The sequence below is a fragment of the Candidatus Poriferisodalis sp. genome (assembly GCF_965214215.1).
Taxonomy (GTDB): Bacteria; Actinomycetota; Acidimicrobiia; order Acidimicrobiales; family Poriferisodalaceae; genus Poriferisodalis.
Genome location: NZ_CBDCBD010000002.1, coordinates 468221 through 485276 on the forward strand (window position 1 = coordinate 468221; position 17056 = coordinate 485276).

The following is a 17056-nucleotide window of genomic DNA, read 5'->3' on the forward strand; positions in this document are numbered from 1 at the left end:
CGACTTGCCTCCGGCCAAGAGTCGTGTTCGGCTCCTGTTCGCTGCGCTCACGGGGCCACTCGGGCCACGGCTTCGCCTACGGCTCAGCCTCTAGGTTGCAACCCATGAGCCAGTCATTCACTGCGGGGACCAGCGACGAGAACGGTCGCACCGGCCAGACCGTCGAGCTGCTGCAGACCCTGATCCGCAATGAATGCGTCAACTACGGCACAGCGGAGTCGGGCGGCGAAGTGCGCAACTCTGACACCATCCAGGCCTATCTCGAAGGGGCTGGCCTGGATCTTGAGGTGTTCGACGCCGCACCGGGCCGGCGGTCGCTCGTCACCCGCATCGAGGGCAGCGATCCGAATGCGCCCACGCTGTGCCTGATGGGCCACACCGACGTGGTGCCGGTTAACGCCGACGGCTGGAGCCGCGATCCTTTCGGCGGGGAGCTCATCGACGGCGAGGTGTGGGGCCGCGGCGCGGTGGACATGCTGAACCTCACATCGTCAATGGCAGTGGCGTTCCGGCACATGGCCGAGACCGGCTACCGGCCCAAGGGCGATCTCATCTACTTCGCCTGCGCCGACGAAGAGGCAGGCTCGGCCTACGGCGCTCGCTGGATGGCCGAGAACCACTGGGACGCGATCGGTGCCGACTACGTGCTGACCGAGAACGGCGGCCTGCATTCAGGCTCGCCGGACGCCCCGTTCATCGGCATGAATGTGGGCGAGAAAGGCGTGGCGTGGCGGCGCTTACGGGTACGCGGCGTGCCCGGGCATGGGTCACGTCCATTCCGGCAGGAGAATGCGCTGGTGAAGGCGGCAGCGGTGGTGCACCGCATCTCGAACTACCGGCCGCCGCCGAGGTTCCACGAGCTGTGGCGCGAGCAGGTCGACACCCTCGGCGTCGACGATGAGACCCGGGCGATCATGCTCGATGAGAACCTCGTCGAGGACTGGCTGGACGCCCACCCCAGCGCCTCGGTAGCGGCGCACCTTTACTCGTGCACTCACACCTCGTTCTCGCCGAACGTCATCGGCGCGCCCACGACGATGAAGACGAACGTCATCCCCGATCACGTCGATATCGAAGTGGACGTGCGCACGCTGCCCGGTGAGGGCGCCGCCGAAGTGCAAGCGCATCTCGACGAAGCGCTTGGCGACCTGGCGGACGATGTCGAGATCGAGATCATCATGAACGACCCAGCGTCGGTGAGCCGGGTCGAGACGCCACTGTGGGACGCGCTGCAAGTTGCCGTCGGTCGGCGCTTCCCGTCGGCGCGACTCACGCCGCAGCTCATCATCGGGTTCACCGACTCTCGGGTGTACCGCGACATGGGTGCCGTCGCGTACGGCGCCGGCCTGTTCAGCCCCGAGCTCGACGGCGGCGACTACGGCGCCCGCTTCCACGGCAACGACGAACGCATCGACATCGAATCGCTGGCGCTGACCACCCAGCTATGGCTCGACGTGGTCAATAGCCTCTGGGACTGAGCAACCGCCAATCGGCCGGACGCGATCCGAGCCGCACTTGTTGGGGCATTTGGGGCCAGCCATACACTGCGCTTGATGGCATTGGACCGCACAGCGTCGGGCACACCCCTCTTCGAGATCGACGACTTGGGCGTCCAGGCAGTCGACGGTCCGCAGATCCTGCGCGGCGTGGATCTCGTGGTCAACGCGGGCGAATGCCACGCCATCATGGGACCCAACGGGTCGGGCAAGTCGACGCTGGCCACCACGATCCTCGGATCTCCCGAGTTCAAGGTAACCGGCGGGGAGATCCGCTACCGGGGCGACGACATCTCCGAGTGGGACCCCGACGCCCGATCGAACGCCGGCCTGTTCCTCGCGTTCCAGTACCCACAGCACATCCCCGGTGTGTCGGTGCGCAATTTCCTGCGCCAGGCAGTCTCGGCACGGCGCGGCGAGGACGTGTCCGCCATCGAGATCTACGTCGCCATGGGCGAGTGGATGTCACGGCTCGGCATGGACGAGTCGTTCATGGACCGCTACCTCAACGAGGGCTTCAGCGGCGGCGAGCGCAAGCGGAACGAGATCCTGCAGCTCGCGCTGCTTGAACCCGACGTGGCCGTTCTGGACGAGACCGATTCAGGCCTCGACATCGATGCGCTGCGGGTGGTGGCGACCGGGTTGCAGCAGGTCCGCGCCGAGCGGCCGCACATGGGCGTCGTACTCATCACCCACTACGAACGCCTGCTCAGCGAGATCGAGCCCGACCACGTCCACGTGCTGGTCGACGGGCAGATCGTGGCGTCGGGCGGACCAGAGCTCGCGGCCGAGCTGGAGCGCGACGGCTACGAGCCGTTTGAGCGCAAGGCCGCAGCGTGAACGGCGGGGTAGGCGGGGACATCGACGGGGCAGTCAAGGCCCAGTTCCCGCTGCTTGAGCGCAGAGTCCACGGCAACCCGATCGTCTACCTCGACTCGGCAGCTTCGTCGCAGAAACCGGCCGCTGTTCTCGATGCGATGGACGACTACTACCGGACCGTCAACGCCAACGTCCATCGCGGCGCGTATGAGATCGCCGCAGCTGCGACCGAGCTGATGGAACGCGCCCGGGTCGATGTCGCACGCTTCATCTCCGCCCCTAGCGCCGATGAGATCATCTTCACCAAGAACGCCACTGAGGCGATGAACCTGGTGGCCCGCTCGTGGGGTGGCGCCAACCTGGGCCCCACGGACGCAATCGTGCTCACCGAGATGGAGCACCACGCCAACATCGTGCCTTGGCACATCCTGGCGGCCGAGCGGGGCTTCGAGATCCGCTGGATCCCCATCACCGCTGACGGCTGCTTGGACCTCACCGATCTGGACCGCCTGCTGGATGGGGCGAAGCTGCTGTCGGTCACCGCCATGAGCAACGTGTTGGGCACGCTCAACCCGATCGGGCGCCTCGCTGCCGCCGCCCATGACGCCGGCGCGCTGATCAGCGTCGACGCCAGCCAGTACGTGCCGCACTTGCCCACCGATGTGGGCGCGCTGGGCGCCGATTTCATGGTGTTCACCGGCCACAAAATGTGCGGTCCGACCGGCGTCGGCGTGCTGTGGGCCCGCTCAGAATTGCTCGATGCCATGCCGCCGTTCCTCGGCGGCGGCGAGATGATCCTCGACGTCACCAAGGAAGGCTTCCGGCCCAACATCGTGCCGCACAAGTTCGAGGCGGGCACCCCGCCCATCGCGGAAATTGTGGGCCTCGGCGCCGCGGTGCGGTACCTGGAAGGGCTCGGCATGGACGCCGTGCGAGCGCACGAGGTCAGCCTCACCGGCTACGCCCTCCGGACGCTGACCGACCGTCACGGCGACGACATCACCGTGCACGGCCCCTCAGAGCCCGCCCAACGCGGCGGCGTGCTCTCGTTCGTCTACCGCGACGTGCACCCCCACGACATCTCCCAAGTGCTCGACCAGAGCGGCGTGTGCGTGCGTGCGGGTCACCACTGCGCCAAGCCACTCATGCGATGCCTCGGCGTCGCTGCCACGACACGGGCCTCGCTGTACGTGTACAACGACACTTCAGACGTAGATTCGCTGGCTGAGGCGCTCGACGAAGTCGGCGCACTGTTCGGCCGCTAGAGGCAACAGGACCGAGACGAGACAAGATCCGATGGCTGGGCTCGAAGACCTGTACCGCGAGATCATCCTCGACCACTACCGCAACCCGCGCAATCGCGGCGAGCTAGAGAGTCCACCTGCGCACCGCTGCGAGGGATTCAACCCGCTGTGCGGCGACGAGGTGGTGCTCACCTTCGAGATGGACGGCGACACTGTGACCGACCTGCGAGTCGGCGGGCAGGGCTGCTCGATCAGCCAGGCATCGGCGTCGATGATGTCCGCTGCGGTCATCGGCAAGTCGGCTGAGGAAATCCGCGAGCTCACCCGGGCCTTCAAGGCCATGATGTCGATCCACGAGGAAACCATCGGCGGCGACGGCAGCGAAGCCCATGACGGTGCTGGGTCCAGCGAGCCCGGGGGCGGCGACGGCGGCTCCCTGCGACTCGGCGATCTGGAAGCACTGCGAGGTGTGGTGAAGTTCCCCGTCCGCATCAAGTGCGCCACCCTCGGCTGGAATGCGCTCGCAAGCGGCCTCGACGAGACGGTCGATGCGAGTTGAGACCACAAGCGCATCGTCTCGCCCACTCGTTCTGCTAGGCGTGAGCCGTGCCTGAGAGGCCTATTGCCATCGTGAAGCGCAACCCCTGGTCGCCCACCGGCCTGCGCCGTGTCTGAGGGGTCTGCTTCTATAGGGACTGTGCCTGAGGAGATAGATCGCCGCGCCGAGCTCGTCGAACGGGCACGGCAGCTAGCCCCCAAGCTGGCTGGTCGGGCAGCAGCCGACCCGTGGGCCCGCCGGGTCGAGCCCGAAGTCATCGAAGAGCTGCGAGGCGCTGAGCTGCTCACCATCGGTCAACCGAGCGCCAACGGCGGCCAGGAGCTCGACTGGATCACCTTCCTCGAGGTGAACGCGGCGCTGGCTGAAGGCTGCCCCTCGACCGCGTGGCATTCCTGCGTCGGCAATGCGCACGCTTGGCTGGTGGGCCACTGGCCCGATGCCTGCCAGGAAGACATCTACGGCCCAGGCGCCGACCAGTACGTCGCCGGGGTGCTCGTCGACCGTGGCGACGCAACCCCCGTCGACGGCGGCTGGATGCTCAACGGCTTCTGGCCGTTCGGCTCGGGCATCGATCATGCTGACTGGGTGGTCCTGGGAGGGCACTTCCCGTCCCCCGAGGGCGACGGGCTGACCTCGGGCATGTTCGTACTGCCCGCAACCGATGTCTCGGCGCTCGATGACTGGCATGCCAACGGGCTTCGAGCCACCGGCAGCAGCAGCATTGCGGTGAAGGACGCCTTCGTACCCGAGCACCGATTCGTGCCCGGCGAGGTGCTGGCGTCAGGCGACACACCGGGCATGGCCCGCAACGTCGGATGGATCCAGCGCAGCTCGCTCATGCCGACGCTTGCCTACGCCCTGGTCCCGCCGGCACTGGGGGCCGCGCGTGCGGCGCTAGCTGTGTTCGCCGAGGAGGTCGACGGCAAAGTCATCAGCCACGTCGACGTGCTGCAGACCGACTGGCCGCTGACACACCGTCAGTTCGCCGAAGCCCATGCGCTGGTGGACCAAGGCGAACTATTGATGCGGCGTACCGCCGAGCTCCTCATCGAGGGAGCCCGCAACGGCGAGCCGCTCGAGCTTCCGCTGCGGGCACGGGTGCGGCTCGACTGTGCCTTCGCCGTCCGCCGCTGTCTGGAGGCCGTCGAGACGCTCTACCTGGCCACGGGCGGCCGAGGTGTGCGAGACACCAACCGAATCGGCCGCCTCCAAGCCGACCTGCAGGCCATCAACATGCACGCGATCACCGCCCTCGACCCAGCGCTCGAGGCCTACGGCCGCATCCTCATGGGCCACCCACCCCGCACCCCCCGCCTCTGACAGATCGCGCTCAGGCGACTGGAACTACCAACGGTGGCCGGGGGGGACACCGGTCATCCATTCGGAAATGCGGCGTGAGGTTCCCGGCGTGGTCCCGGGGGGCAATTCGTCGGGCGGGAAGAAGGCCACCTCGGCGATTTCCGGTGAGACCGTCTCCTCCACCCGCCAGTCGGTGACCACGAACACGACGATGTGGTCGCTGCGGTGCCCGTGGCGTGACGAGTACACGCCGAGCACGCTGCGGGGAGCCTCGGTGACGACGATCCCGGTTTCCTCGCGCAGCTCCCTCGCCGCCGCCGCTGACAGCGTCTCGCGGGGCTTGACGCCGCCGCCGGGCAGAAACCAGCCGTCACGGTAGGTGTGGCGCACCAAGCACACGCGACCCTTCGGGTCGACCGCCAGGCCGCGCACGCCGAGCGTGACGCGTGCGGGCCGCAAGCGCACCCATACCTCGAAGAGCTGATGCAGCAGCCGGCGCGCGCCGGGCTTCGACTCGACGGTGCCCTCCACCATGGGCGAAGACGCGGATCGCTCGGGGCGATCCCCCTTCGTGCGGCGCCTCAGGCGCAGCCAAGCCATCGACGAGCGATCAGCCTGCGCTGCCTGCCAGGCCGTTCATCGCCCGCGCCAATGCAGCGTCCAGTTCGGTCACGCCGCCACGGTCGTGCGTGTTGAGCGCAACGTCCACCGTGCTGTACACGTTCGACCAGTTGGGATGGTGGTCCATCTTCTCGGCCACCAAAGCCGCAGCAGCCATAAATCCGAACGCTTCCACGAAGTTCCCGAAGCGGAAGGTGCGGCGCAATTCGCTGCCCGACACCTCCCACGCCGTGAGCTCGGCAGCCAGCGTTGCAAGTTCGTTTTGGGACAACAGCTCACGTGCCATCGATCCCCCTCTCGTTGCCGAGTGCCCAGTCAACACCACGCGGCAGGCACTTCGAAAACACGCTCTGCAACTCGCGTCAGGAGAGATGAAGCGGCGCTCAACCCAGCTCGTCGAGCGGGTCGGCCCAGGGGTCAGCGAACGGGTCCTCAGCGGGAGACGGCCCCGCCTCTGCCGCGAGCGGGCCGCCGAGCCCGCCGATCGACACCGCCACCCCTGCGTCGGGTTCTTCAGGAAGGTAGGGCGCGTAACCGTCTTCCTCGAGCGCGTCGGCGAGCTCAGGACCGCCGGAGTCGACGATGCGACCGTCCACGATCACGTGAACCTCGTCGGGCCGGAGATACTCCAGCACCCGGGTGAAGTGCGTGATGGCCAGCACGCCCAGGCCCGCCTCGGTGAGTGCCTCAATGCGGTTGGCGCAGGCGCGCAATGCATCGATGTCGAGACCGCTGTCAATCTCGTCGAGGATGGCAATGCGCGGCTGCAACACCGCGAGCTGCACCGTCTCGTTCCGTTTCTTCTCGCCGCCGGACATGTCGACGTTGAGCGGCCGCGCCACCAGTTCGGCCTTGAGCCCCACGGCGGCCGCCTCGGTTTCGAGCAGCCCCCGGGTGCGCTCGAGCTGTTCGGGACTCGGGCTGTCGTCGCCGGACCGCAGCGCAAGCGCCTCGGCCAGCGCCTGTGCGGCCGAGACGCCGGGCACCTCCGTCGGGTGCTGCATTGCCAAGAACAGACCGGCCTGAGCCCGCTCCCAGGGAGCCAGGCTCAAGACATCGACGCCGTCGAGGGTGACCGAGCCGCCGGTGACCTCGTAGCCGGGCCGGCCCATCACCACGTGCGCCAGCGTGCTCTTGCCCGAGCCGTTAGGCCCCATGACCGCATGCACGCGCCCGGAGGACACCTCGAGGTTCACGCCTTGGAGGATGTCCTGGCCGCCCGCAGAGGCACACAGTCCTTCGATGCGCAAGGTGTGGGTGGAGTTGTCGTTCATGGCAGCACCACCGCCACGCCCTCGCCTTGGGTGCGTACTTCGTAGACGGGGACCGGCTGGGTGGCTGGGAAGCAGTTTGGCCGCCCTGTGCGCAAGTCAAAGCTCGAGGAGTGCTGGGGACATTCCAGCGCGCACTCGTCAGGCCACACCCAGCCGTCGGCCAGCGAGTAGTTCTGGTGGCTGCACCGGTCGCCGATGGCATAGAAATCGTCGCCGATGCGTGCGACCGCGATGCGGTGGCCGTCAACATCGAAGCGGCGGGCTTCGCCGTGAGGCACGTCGTCTTGCTGGCACAGCACAACAGTGCGGGTCTCGTCGGTCGTGCTCATCGCACCTTCCCCATGGCGGTCGTGCTCATGGAGGTCGTGCTTCTTGGGGTGGGGCTCATGGCGCCACCGCGAAGTCGGCCTCGGACACCAGCTCGTCGATGCGCTGGCGCACCGATGCCGAGATCTGCTCGGACGGCAGCGCATCAAGGACTTCGTCGAAGAAGCCACGCACCACCAGCGCCTCGGCCACGTCGGTCGGCACACCCCTGCTCTCGAGATAGAAGCGCTGGTCGGCATCGACGGGGCCGATCGAGGAGGCGTGGCTGCACTGCACGTCGTTGTTCTCGATCTCGAGGTTCGGCACAGACTCGGCCCAAGCATTCGGCGACAGCTTCAGGTTCCGGTTGGTCTGGTTGGCAACAACTTGGGAGGCGTCTTCTTCGATGCGGATCAGCCCGGTGTAGACGGCCCGGGCATGGTCGTCGACCGCTCCCTTGAACAGCAGATCTGAGGTGGTGTGGGCCGCCACATGGGTCTGGAAGGTTCGGAAGTCGAGCGTGGAGGTGTCACGGCCGAAATACACGGCATCGATCTCGCTGTGGCCGCCGCGGCCGGTCATGTCGGTGCCGATGCGTGCCCGGGCGTATGCGCCGCCCATCGCCACGTGGCCGATCCGCAGGTTGGCGTCGCGGCCGACATCTGAGCAGAGGTTGGCGATCTGCCACGCGGCGCCGCCCAGTTCCTGCACGGTGACGTGACCGAGGTGCGCGCCGTCGCTCACGCTCAGTTCGGTCAGCGGGCAGATGAGCGCCGGGGTCTCACCGCCGGTGTGGTGTTCGATCACGGTGGCTTGGCTGGTGCGCCCGGCCATCACGACGAGCCGCGGGAACCATGCCAACCCCTCGACGTCGGTGTGGACGTGCACCACGATGGGGGCGCTCAGCACCGCCTTCGGCTCGATGCTGACAACCACCGGCGCTGTGGTCAGTGCCAGGTTCCAATCGCCGAAGACATCGGGGCCTTCGGGCGCCACCGTGCCGATCAGGTCGTCTGCGCCGTCGCCGAGCGTGCTCACGCGGACGCCATCGGCGCGCACCGAGACGTCGACGACAGCTCCGTTGGTGATGTGTACGACCGCTGCGGCATCGCCATCGACGCCTGCCATCAAGCCCGGCGGCCCGGCGGCACCGCCGGGTGCCCCGAACGCATAGTGCCCGGCTTCGAGGTCGTCGATGGGGGTGTAGCGCCACACCTCTTCGGTGAACGACGGCATGCCGGTGGCAACCGCCCGATCCGCTGCAGCGCGGCGCCGTTTGGTCAACGCGTCGGAGCCGTCGAGCGCGTCGACGAGATCAGGGGTGAACACGCTGCGGAGGCTACCGGCGCGCCCGTCAGGGCCTAGCGGGCCGCGACGGCCCGTACCAGGCCGCTATCAGACTTCGCCGTCTTTGCGGTCGTCGCGGTCGCGCCGACGGCGCCGCTTGCGCTGCTTCTTGTTGCTGCGCCCGCGCATCTTGCCGCGAATCCCCTTGCGCTTCGACCGCTCCGCAGCAACCTCTTCGAGGATGCGCGGCCCAGCGGTGTTCACGATGTCCTCGGCTTCGTCCAGCAGGGCCGCGATGGAGTCGTCCTCGCCGATGCTGGCGGGCTCCTTGGCGAAGTTCTGAACGCCCAGCGACCCGTGCTGCCAGCCGGCATCGAGGCGCCGGGGCGAATAGGACGGGCAGTCCTCTGGGCAACGCCAGGGAGCTTCGGGCGCGAGATCAAGGTTGCACTTGCGCACCGTGTCACCGTTCGGGTACGTCCGGCTCTCGTAGTGGCGGCAGTTCGTTCGCATCGGCATGGCAGCTGCCTCCCTTAGCGCTGCGCAATCGCGTCGGCGAGCGCAATGGCTCGTCGAGCTTCGTCCACGTGAAGATTCTCGACCATCTTGCCGTCTACGGTCACCACCCCGCGGCCATCTGCAACCGCTGCGGAGAACGCTTCGATGACCTGGCGGTGGAAATCGAGCTCGTCAAAGCTGGGCGAGAAGGCGTCGTTGCACGGTTCGACCTGGCTGGGATGGATGAGTGTCTTGCCGTCGAAGCCGAGATTGGCCCCTTGCTGGCACACCGCGGCGAACCCTTCCGCGTCGCTGATGTCGTTGTACACACCGTCAAGTGCGGTGACGCCCGCCTCACGTGCGGCCACCAGGCAGGTCGCCAGATGCGGCACGAGCGCCGCCCGGTCCGGCGTGATCGTGGCCCGCAGCTCTTTGGCCATGTCGTTCGTGCCCATGACCACGGCGTCGACGCGTTCGAAGCCAGCGATCGCACGGGCCTTGGCAATGCCTCCCGGGGTTTCGATCATCGCCCAGATGCGCGTGGTGTCGGGCGCACCCGCGGCTTCGAGAATGCCAGCCACTGCGGCCAGATCGGCAGCGCCGGAGACCTTGGGTATGACCACTGCCGAGGGAGCCACAGCACCCGCAGCCGCAACGTCGTCGCGCCCCCATGGCGTATCAAGCCCGTTGCAGCGAATCGTGAGCTCGCGGTGCCCGTACTCCCCCGAGGCCACAGCCGCGCACGCACCTTCGCGGGCAGCTTCCTTGGCGTCGGGCGCCACGGCATCTTCGAGATCGAAGATCAGCGCATCTGCGTCGATGGTCTTGGCCTTCTCCAGCGCCCGGGCATTGGCCGCCGGCATGTACAGCACCGACCGGCGCGGGCGGGGGTAAGCATCGGCAGCGCTCATGGAAATTCCAGGCCTACTCAGGCGGTCTCGAGACCGTAGGCGGCCGCCAGCTCGGGGTCGGCCCCAGACAGGTCACGGGCGAGCTGCAGCACTACCCGGCACTGCTTGACGGTTGCGTCGTCCTGCATCTTGCCGTCGATCATCACGGCGCCGGTGCCGTCGCCCATCTCGGTCACCACCCGCTGCGCCCACGCAACCTCGGCAGGCTCGGGGCTGAACACCCGCTTGGCGATGGCGATCTGGCTGGGGTGCAGGCTCCAAGCTCCCACGCAGCCGAGCAGGTAGGCGTTGCGGAATTGGTCCTCGCAGCCGACGGGGTCGGCGATGTCGCCGAACGGCCCGTAGTAGGGCAGGATCCCCGCGGTGCCGCAGGCGTCCACCATGCGGGCCAGTGTGTAGTGCCACAGGTCCTGCTGGAAGGCGGTGCGGGCGTTGTCGTCGGTGTCGGGCATCGGGTCGGTGCGCACGAGGTACCCCGGATGCCCGCCGCCGACCCTGGTGGTCTTCATGCGGCGATCCGCAGCGAGGTCCGCAGGCCCCAGCGAGAGCCCCTGCATGCGGGGACTCGCCAAGCAGATCGATTCCACGTTGGCCACGCCGCGAGCGGTCTCCAAGATGGCGTGAACCAGCAGCGGCTGTTCGATGCCGACCCGGGCTTCAAGCTGGGCCAGCAGCCGGTCCACGTAGTGGATGTCCTCGGGGCCTTCCACCTTCGGCACCATGATCACGTCGAGCTTGTCGCCGATCTCGTGACACAGCGCCCACACGTCGTCGAGGAACCACGGTGAGTCGAGGCTGTTCACCCGGGTCCACAGCTGGGTGTGGCCCCGTTCCCAGGCCTTGCCGACCTCGATCAGCCCTGCCCGGGCGGCGTCTTTGTTGTCGGCAGACACAGCGTCTTCGAGGTTGCCCAGCAGAACGTCGACGGTCGGGGCGATGTCGGGCACCTTGGCCCGCATCCGCTCATTCGACGGGTCGAAGAAGTGAATCATGCGCGAGGGCCGCAAGGGGATCTCGCGCAGCGGTTGTGGCGCCCCGAGCGCCAGCGGGGCAAAGAAGTCTCTTGGACTGCGCATCAGCCGATCGATCCCTCCATCTGAAGCTCGATCAGCCGGCTCCACTCGACGGCGTATTCCATCGGCAGGGTGCGCGTCACAGGCTCGATGAAGCCGTTCACCACCATGCCCATGGCCTGCTCGGCCGACAGCCCGCGGCTCATCAGGTAGAAGAGCTGCTCGTCGGCAACCTTCGACACCGTGGCCTCGTGGCCGATCTCGGCGTCGCGGGAACCAATCTCCTGGTACGGGTAGGTGTCCGAGCGGCTGTCCTGGTCGAGCAGCAGCGCATCGCACTGGACGTGGCTGCGGCAGCCGCTCATGCCTTCTTCCACTCGCACGAGGCCGCGGTAGGTGGTGCGACCGCCGTCCTTGGAGATCGACTTCGACACAATCTTGGAGGTGGTCTCGGGGGCGGCGTGGACCATCTTCGCCCCGGCGTCCTGGTGCTGGCCGTTGCCGGCGTAGGCCACCGACAGCACCTCGCCCGAGGCCTTCGGACCCATCAAGTACACCGCCGGGTACTTCATCGTGAGGCGGCTTCCGATGTTGCCGTCGATCCACTCCACGTGGGCTTCGTCGTAGGCGGCAGCGCGCTTGGTGACCAGGTTGAACACGTTGTTCGACCAGTTCTGGATGGTGGTGTAGGTGATGCGCCCACCGGGCAGCGCCACCAGCTCGACGACGGCTGAGTGCAGCGAGTCGGTCGTGTAGACCGGGGCCGAGCAGCCCTCGATGTAGTGCACCGTGGCGCCCTCGTCGGCGATGATCAGCGTCCGCTCGAATTGGCCCATGTTCTCTGCGTTGATGCGGAAGTAGGCCTGCAGCGGCATCTCCACCTCGACGCCGGGTGGCACGTAGATGAACGATCCGCCCGACCACACCGCCGAGTTCAGCGCCGAGAACTTGTTGTCGCCCGGCGGGATGATCGTGCCGAAGTACCGTTGCACGAGCTCTGGGTAGTCCTTGACGGCAGAGTCCATGTCGCTGAACAGCACGCCCTGGGCTTCGAGGTCTTCCCGGTTGCGGTGGTACACCACCTCGGACTCGTACTGGGCGGTGACCCCGGCGAGGTACTTGCGCTCAGCCTCGGGGATGCCCAGCTTCTCGTAGGTGTCCTTGACAGAGTCGGGCAGCTCTTCCCAGGCGTCGACCTGGCCCTCGGTGGGCTTGATGTAGTAGTAGATGTCGTCGAAATAGATCTCCGACATGTCCCCGCCCCAGTTGGGCATGGGCTTGCGCTGGAAGATCTTGTAGGCGCGCAGGCGGAAGTCGAGCATCCACTGCGGCTCGTTCTTGAGACCCGACATCTCGCGGATGATCGTTTCGTCCAAGCCCTTGCGCGGCTTGAAGACGTAGTCTTCCTCGTCGCTCCACCCCAGCTTGTACTTGCCGAGGTCGATTCCAACGGCGGGCTGAGCGGTATCGGTCATAGGTTCAGCCTAACGCCACCCCAGCCGGGGTCCGAGTGCAGGCGCTGGCGTAGGGGGCTCGACCCGAGGACGGCGAAAAACGGCTTCTTCAAGGCGCCTGTCATCATTACGCTTGGGTTCGTGCTCTCGCCGTATGTCGTCGAACTCGAGGTCCGCCAGCCGTACGCCATCTGGGTGCGGTTCGACGACGGAATCGCGGGCGAGGTTGACCTGTCGGACAGTGCCGAGACAGGCGGCATCTTCTCTGCGTGGTCCGATGCCGGCTATTGGCGCAGCGCTCACATCGTTCCTGACAGCGGCGCGGTGGCGTGGGGTGACGACGACGGGGTCGATGTCTGCCCGCTCAGCCTCTACCTGGACCTGACCGGCCAGTCGTTCGACGAATTCCGCAGCGACTCAAACGCAGCAGCCGTCCGCTAGCAGTGCCAGAACTCAGCCGATTCTTCGGCATCGTGATCACGATGTATGCACGTGATCATCCACCGCCGCACTTCCATGCCCGGTACGGCGAGCACGAGGCGCTAGTCGATGTCGAGAACTCTCAGCTCTTGCGCGGTTCGCTTTCTCGACGTGCTCAGGACATAGTCGACGAGTGGTCCGCGCTGCACCGGGCTGAGCTTCGGACCGCGTGGGAGGCGCTGCGCAGCGGTCGGGCGCCGGCAGGAATCGCGCCGCTGGAATAACACGGCATCGGCGATCCGCGGGAACCGGGGCCGCGGCAGGGCGGTAGCTTCGGCCGCGGGGTTGGTTCTTTGAGACGATCAAGAGCACTCATGCGCTCAGGTGATGGGGGGTCGGGGTGCAGGCAGTCACGGTCGTGGTTGGTCGCGGCGGCCTGGCTAGCGGCGTCGCTGCTGCCGATGACGGGCGTGGGCGCCGTTGAGGAACCTGCCGGCCCGGACGAAACTGCTCCTGATGCCGCTGAGGCGTCGGCTGATCTTGGCCCCGAGGACCCGGCGGGTGGCGTGAAAGTCGTGCGCTACGCCGGCTCGGATCGGTATGCGATGTCGATCGAGTTGGCGCAGGCGCTGGTAGACGCTGAGGACGGCACTTCGGAGTGGGTCGTGTTGGCTTCGGGTGAGTCGTGGACTGATGCGGCCATGGCGGGTCCGCTGGCAGCGTCGCTGGATGCACCGGTGGTTCTGGTGCCGCCCGGCGGCCTGCAATTCCCTACAGCGCGGTCTGATATGGTGGAGTTCCTGCAGTCGACGGGCGTGCGTCGAGCGCTGATCGTGGGCAGCGGCATTGTCTTGCCGGACCACAAACAAACGGTGCTGTACGGGCTGGGGACGCTGCCCCGCGACGTCGAGCGGTTCCACGGCACCGACCCGGTCGCAAACGCGATAGCAGTCGCCGAGCGGATCGGCGCCCCCGCGCAGCTGGGAGGCTTGGGCCACACCGTGATCATCGCCAGCGACCAAAGCATTGCTGACGCAGTCGCCGCCGGGCCGTTGGCAGCTGCAGGACCATTCCCGCTGCTGCTCACTGCACCCGACGCGCTCGACCCGCGCATCACGACATATCTCATCGACCACGAAATCGAACATGTGGTGCTGGTCGGCGGCACAGCCGCCATGGCACCTGCCGCCCAAGAAGCAATCGAGACCGCTGGCGCCGCGGTCACGCGCCTCGCCGGCCGTGACCGCATCGACACCGCACGGCTTGTGGCCGACCTGTTCGACCAGCACAACACCGACAACGCCGCCTGCAATGACAGCCCCATCCACATCGGACTCGCACCGGCCCGGCACCCCGAACGTGCGCTCACCGCCGGCCCCTTGCTCGCCCAAGCCTGCACATCGTTGCGCTACACCGAACACGGACAACTCCGAGCAGACATCCGCAACACCCTCTACTTGGCCAAGCACGGTTCACGGGAGATTCTCGTTCAGGTATTCAGCGACCGAGCCGCTATTCCGGACTCCGTCGTCGAAGTCTCTGTTCCGCCGATTCGCCTCGCCACAGTTGCGCGTAAGCGCACCGGCAACACGGACCGCGATGAGTCAGGCGTCCTCGTCGTGGACGAGAAGGGTGAGCGAAGTTTCTACGCCGTTGCGCCCGGTCGAGATACGTCTGTCGAGAATTCGAGATTCACACCCAGCCAGTTCGCTTGGTCACCTGATGGCGCCCGGCTGGCAATCGCCGGTACGAAACGTATGTTCGTTCTAGATATCGAAACTGGAGAGGCCAATGAGGCGACCATTGGCGATCATGCTTTCCGCTACCTGCCGACATGGCATTGGCCGGAGTGGTCGCCCAGCAGTGACAAAGTCGCGTTCACCGCATTTATCGACGATCCCGCAACCTGTATGGGTGACGTCTGTGGCGACGGCGCGTACTGGAATCATGCCGCAGAGATGTTCTTATATGACGCGACCAAGGGAACGACCTCGCGCCTGACACACAATGACATCAACGACACCGTTAGGTCCTGGTCGCCGGACGGTACAAGAATCGCGTTCACTCAATCCCGCGTGGACATGGGAATCTTCGCGCGATATTGGTACCCAGAGTCACTGCACATCATTGAAATCATGACCGGGACCGTCACCGATGTGTACGCATATACGTCGTCCGACGGCGAGGTTTGGTGGTCTCCCGATGGCAGCCATCTTGCGTTTATCGGCACCGTCGAGGAGTTAGCCCTGATTCTTCATGGGGCTGTGGGTCGGTGCGGTGTGGGTCCGCGGAAAAGCCCCTCTGACCTGCGACGATGCATGGCGTTGAGTCAAGCATCAGCGAGTTCAGGGGGGCATCTCCGAGGTGAAACCTACCAGTGTCACGAACGCGCAGTTGACAGGCGGCGGGGACCGGGTTGTTTGGGGTGCGGGCCTGTTCGCGCTGGGGCGGTTCGCGGACCGTGTGGGGCTGACTGAAGCGCTGTCGGCGGCGGTGCCCGCACGCGGGGAGCGTGCTCCGGTTCATGACCGCGGCGCGGTTTTGGTTCATGCGTTGTTGGTGCTGGCGGGCGGCGGTGAGGCGTGCACCGATATCGAGTATCTGCGCGCTCAGCGTGAGCTGTTCGGCGAGGTGGCGTCGGACTCCACGCTGTATCGCACTCTCACCGGTCTGGGCCCCGGCGGCGGTGCGGCGCTGATGAGCGCAGCGGCAGCGGTGCGCTCCGGGTTGTGGGCCGGTCACGATCGTGGTCGCCCGCTGGTCCTCGACGTCGACTCGACATTGGTGGAGATCCACTCGGAGAACAAAGAGGGCGCAGCGCCGCATTTCAAGGGCGGCTACGGGTTTCATCCGATGGTGTGCTCGACCGCGGACGGGGAGCCGCTGTGGGTCAAGCAGCGGGCGGGCAACGCCGCCGCGAACGACATCGCCGATCATCTCGAAGTCATCGACGCCGCGGTGTCGATGCTGCCCGAGCCCGACGCGGCAGGGCACCGCCCAGGCGACGACAGCGAGCTGGCGCAGCGTTCGCTGGTGGTGCGCATCGACGCGGCGGGCTGCTCGGCGAAGCTCGCGAAAGGACTGCGGGACCGCAACATCGGGTTCATGGTGTCAGCACGCTCGACGCCCGGCATCCAAGCAGCGATCCGCGGCGCTTTGGGCGACCCGGGCCGCTGGCACAACGCCGCCAAGAGGCCCCGCCAGCGCAAGCCCGGCCGCGCTCAGGTCGCGGACCTCACCGACCTCGTCGACCTGCCGGGCTGGCCCGCTCGAACCCGGCTGATAGTGCGCCGCGAACCATTGCATCCCGGCGCGCAGCGCAGCCTGTTCGGAAGCGACAACTACCGATACTGGGGATTCCTCACCGACCGGACCGGCGACACAGCCCAGCTCGACCGTCTCATGCGCTCACACGCCGACGTCGAGAACGCCATCTGCCGGCTCAAAGACAGCGGCCTGGCCCGCATGCCGTTCACCGACTGGCACGCCAACAGCGCCTGGGCCGCCCTGGCCATGACCGGCCTCGCGCTCGTGGGATGGTTCCAGACCCGCTGCCTCACCGGAACGCTGCGCCGAGCAGCCCCCAAACGGCTCCGCTGGCAGCTGTGGCACCTCCCGGCGGTCGTGTGCCACAGCGCACGACGCGTCCTGCTGCGGCTCCCCCAACAACACCCCGGCGCCCGAGCCCTGCTCGCCATCGCCCACCCCCGCTGACCCGCCGCGGCACCCGAACTCGACGATGCCCGCACCAGCGGGCCGGCTCCGCCGCGCCCCCGAACACGCCCCACAGCATGCCCACACCCAAATCGGAGCCAAAAACAGCCCGGCCGAGCCCCGGCCCGCACCCCGACAACC

Annotated in this window: 18 protein-coding genes; 9 read left to right on the forward strand and 9 right to left on the reverse strand. The window is 66.9% G+C overall.

Going from position 1 to position 17056, the window contains the following annotated elements; translation table 11 throughout:
* Nucleotides 1–104: 104 nt before the first annotated feature.
* From ACOOF5_RS02315 to ACOOF5_RS02335, 5 genes are all read left to right on the forward strand, one after another.
* The gene (locus ACOOF5_RS02315) at nucleotides 105–1478 is read left to right on the forward strand and encodes a M20/M25/M40 family metallo-hydrolase (RefSeq protein ID WP_420436191.1); all 1374 of its coding nucleotides are present in this window, start codon (nucleotides 105–107) and stop codon (nucleotides 1476–1478) included.
* A 75-nt stretch (nucleotides 1479–1553) separates the two neighbouring features.
* Nucleotides 1554–2336 (forward strand): Fe-S cluster assembly ATPase SufC, encoded by a 783-nt coding sequence (gene sufC, locus ACOOF5_RS02320; RefSeq protein WP_420436193.1) that lies wholly within the window; start codon nucleotides 1554–1556, stop codon nucleotides 2334–2336.
* Nucleotides 2333–3580, forward strand: a complete 1248-nt coding sequence (locus tag ACOOF5_RS02325) for a SufS family cysteine desulfurase (RefSeq protein ID WP_420436195.1) — start codon at nucleotides 2333–2335, stop codon at nucleotides 3578–3580. The genes sufC (ACOOF5_RS02320) and ACOOF5_RS02325 overlap by 4 nt, the downstream gene beginning before the upstream one ends.
* A gap of 31 nt (nucleotides 3581–3611) precedes the next feature.
* Nucleotides 3612–4118, forward strand: coding sequence for a Fe-S cluster assembly sulfur transfer protein SufU (sufU, locus tag ACOOF5_RS02330; protein ID WP_420436197.1), 507 nt, complete (start codon nucleotides 3612–3614; stop codon nucleotides 4116–4118).
* Between the two features lie 138 nt (nucleotides 4119–4256).
* A complete protein-coding gene (locus ACOOF5_RS02335) occupies nucleotides 4257–5438 on the forward strand; it encodes a hypothetical protein (protein WP_420436199.1) in 1182 nt (393 codons plus the stop codon).
* A 24-nt stretch (nucleotides 5439–5462) separates the two neighbouring features.
* On the opposite strand, the gene ACOOF5_RS02340 is transcribed toward ACOOF5_RS02335, so the two are convergent.
* The 9 genes from ACOOF5_RS02340 to sufB form a co-directional block, all read right to left on the reverse strand.
* Nucleotides 5463–6017, reverse strand: a complete 555-nt coding sequence (locus tag ACOOF5_RS02340) for an NUDIX domain-containing protein (RefSeq protein WP_420436201.1) — start codon at nucleotides 6015–6017, stop codon at nucleotides 5463–5465.
* 10 nt (nucleotides 6018–6027) lie between these two features.
* Nucleotides 6028–6324 carry a 4a-hydroxytetrahydrobiopterin dehydratase gene (locus ACOOF5_RS02345; protein ID WP_420436203.1) on the reverse strand — a complete coding sequence of 99 codons (297 nt, stop codon included), beginning with the start codon at nucleotides 6322–6324 and terminating at the stop codon, nucleotides 6028–6030.
* 97 nt (nucleotides 6325–6421) lie between these two features.
* The gene (gene sufC, locus ACOOF5_RS02350) at nucleotides 6422–7312 is read right to left on the reverse strand and encodes a Fe-S cluster assembly ATPase SufC (RefSeq protein ID WP_420436205.1); all 891 of its coding nucleotides are present in this window, start codon (nucleotides 7310–7312) and stop codon (nucleotides 6422–6424) included.
* Nucleotides 7309–7641, reverse strand: a complete 333-nt coding sequence (locus tag ACOOF5_RS02355; protein WP_420436207.1) for a non-heme iron oxygenase ferredoxin subunit — start codon at nucleotides 7639–7641, stop codon at nucleotides 7309–7311. The genes sufC (ACOOF5_RS02350) and ACOOF5_RS02355 overlap by 4 nt, the downstream gene beginning before the upstream one ends.
* Before the next feature lie 55 nt (nucleotides 7642–7696).
* Nucleotides 7697–8947, reverse strand: coding sequence for a Fe-S cluster assembly protein SufD (sufD, locus tag ACOOF5_RS02360; RefSeq protein WP_420436209.1), 1251 nt, complete (start codon nucleotides 8945–8947; stop codon nucleotides 7697–7699).
* A gap of 66 nt (nucleotides 8948–9013) precedes the next feature.
* Entirely contained in the window at nucleotides 9014–9424 is a 411-nt protein-coding gene (locus tag ACOOF5_RS02365) for a hypothetical protein (protein ID WP_420436211.1), read from the reverse strand.
* Between the two features lie 14 nt (nucleotides 9425–9438).
* Nucleotides 9439–10314 (reverse strand): HpcH/HpaI aldolase/citrate lyase family protein, encoded by an 876-nt coding sequence (locus ACOOF5_RS02370; protein WP_420436213.1) that lies wholly within the window; start codon nucleotides 10312–10314, stop codon nucleotides 9439–9441.
* Between the two features lie 17 nt (nucleotides 10315–10331).
* The gene (locus ACOOF5_RS02375) at nucleotides 10332–11390 is read right to left on the reverse strand and encodes an HpcH/HpaI aldolase/citrate lyase family protein (RefSeq protein WP_420436215.1); all 1059 of its coding nucleotides are present in this window, start codon (nucleotides 11388–11390) and stop codon (nucleotides 10332–10334) included.
* A complete protein-coding gene (sufB, locus tag ACOOF5_RS02380; RefSeq protein ID WP_420436217.1) occupies nucleotides 11390–12802 on the reverse strand; it encodes a Fe-S cluster assembly protein SufB in 1413 nt (470 codons plus the stop codon). Before sufB ends, ACOOF5_RS02375 begins: the two co-directional genes overlap by 1 nt.
* Nucleotides 12803–12922: 120 nt before the next feature.
* On the opposite strand from sufB, the gene ACOOF5_RS02385 reads away from it, so the two are divergent.
* From ACOOF5_RS02385 to ACOOF5_RS02400, 4 genes are all read left to right on the forward strand, one after another.
* Nucleotides 12923–13222, forward strand: a complete 300-nt coding sequence (locus tag ACOOF5_RS02385; RefSeq protein WP_420436219.1) for a DUF2442 domain-containing protein — start codon at nucleotides 12923–12925, stop codon at nucleotides 13220–13222.
* A 2-nt stretch (nucleotides 13223–13224) separates the two neighbouring features.
* Nucleotides 13225–13485: a DUF4160 domain-containing protein gene (locus ACOOF5_RS02390; RefSeq protein ID WP_420436221.1), complete on the forward strand. Its 261-nt coding sequence runs from the start codon at nucleotides 13225–13227 to the stop codon at nucleotides 13483–13485.
* Nucleotides 13486–13662: 177 nt separating this feature from the next.
* The gene (locus ACOOF5_RS02395; protein WP_420436223.1) at nucleotides 13663–15678 is read left to right on the forward strand and encodes a cell wall-binding repeat-containing protein; all 2016 of its coding nucleotides are present in this window, start codon (nucleotides 13663–13665) and stop codon (nucleotides 15676–15678) included.
* Nucleotides 15566–16915 (forward strand): IS1380 family transposase, encoded by a 1350-nt coding sequence (locus ACOOF5_RS02400; protein ID WP_420436225.1) that lies wholly within the window; start codon nucleotides 15566–15568, stop codon nucleotides 16913–16915. The genes ACOOF5_RS02395 and ACOOF5_RS02400 overlap by 113 nt, the downstream gene beginning before the upstream one ends.
* Nucleotides 16916–17056 lie beyond the last annotated feature (141 nt).

Coding starts and splice junctions, on each gene's coding strand:
- ACOOF5_RS02315 (WP_420436191.1), top strand. CDS start 105: ATGAGCCAGTCATTCACTGCGGGGACCAGCGACGAGAACGGTCGCACC.
- ACOOF5_RS02345 (WP_420436203.1), bottom strand. CDS start 6,324: ATGGCACGTGAGCTGTTGTCCCAAAACGAACTTGCAACGCTGGCTGCC.
- ACOOF5_RS02340 (WP_420436201.1), bottom strand. CDS start 6,017: ATGGCTTGGCTGCGCCTGAGGCGCCGCACGAAGGGGGATCGCCCCGAG.
- ACOOF5_RS02395 (WP_420436223.1), top strand. CDS start 13,663: ATGACGGGCGTGGGCGCCGTTGAGGAACCTGCCGGCCCGGACGAAACT.
- ACOOF5_RS02355 (WP_420436207.1), bottom strand. CDS start 7,641: ATGAGCACGACCGACGAGACCCGCACTGTTGTGCTGTGCCAGCAAGAC.
- sufC (WP_420436205.1), bottom strand. CDS start 7,312: ATGAACGACAACTCCACCCACACCTTGCGCATCGAAGGACTGTGTGCC.
- ACOOF5_RS02375 (WP_420436215.1), bottom strand. CDS start 11,390: ATGCGCAGTCCAAGAGACTTCTTTGCCCCGCTGGCGCTCGGGGCGCCA.
- sufU (WP_420436197.1), top strand. CDS start 3,612: ATGGCTGGGCTCGAAGACCTGTACCGCGAGATCATCCTCGACCACTAC.
- ACOOF5_RS02370 (WP_420436213.1), bottom strand. CDS start 10,314: ATGAGCGCTGCCGATGCTTACCCCCGCCCGCGCCGGTCGGTGCTGTAC.
- ACOOF5_RS02365 (WP_420436211.1), bottom strand. CDS start 9,424: ATGCCGATGCGAACGAACTGCCGCCACTACGAGAGCCGGACGTACCCG.
- sufC (WP_420436193.1), top strand. CDS start 1,554: ATGGCATTGGACCGCACAGCGTCGGGCACACCCCTCTTCGAGATCGAC.
- sufB (WP_420436217.1), bottom strand. CDS start 12,802: ATGACCGATACCGCTCAGCCCGCCGTTGGAATCGACCTCGGCAAGTAC.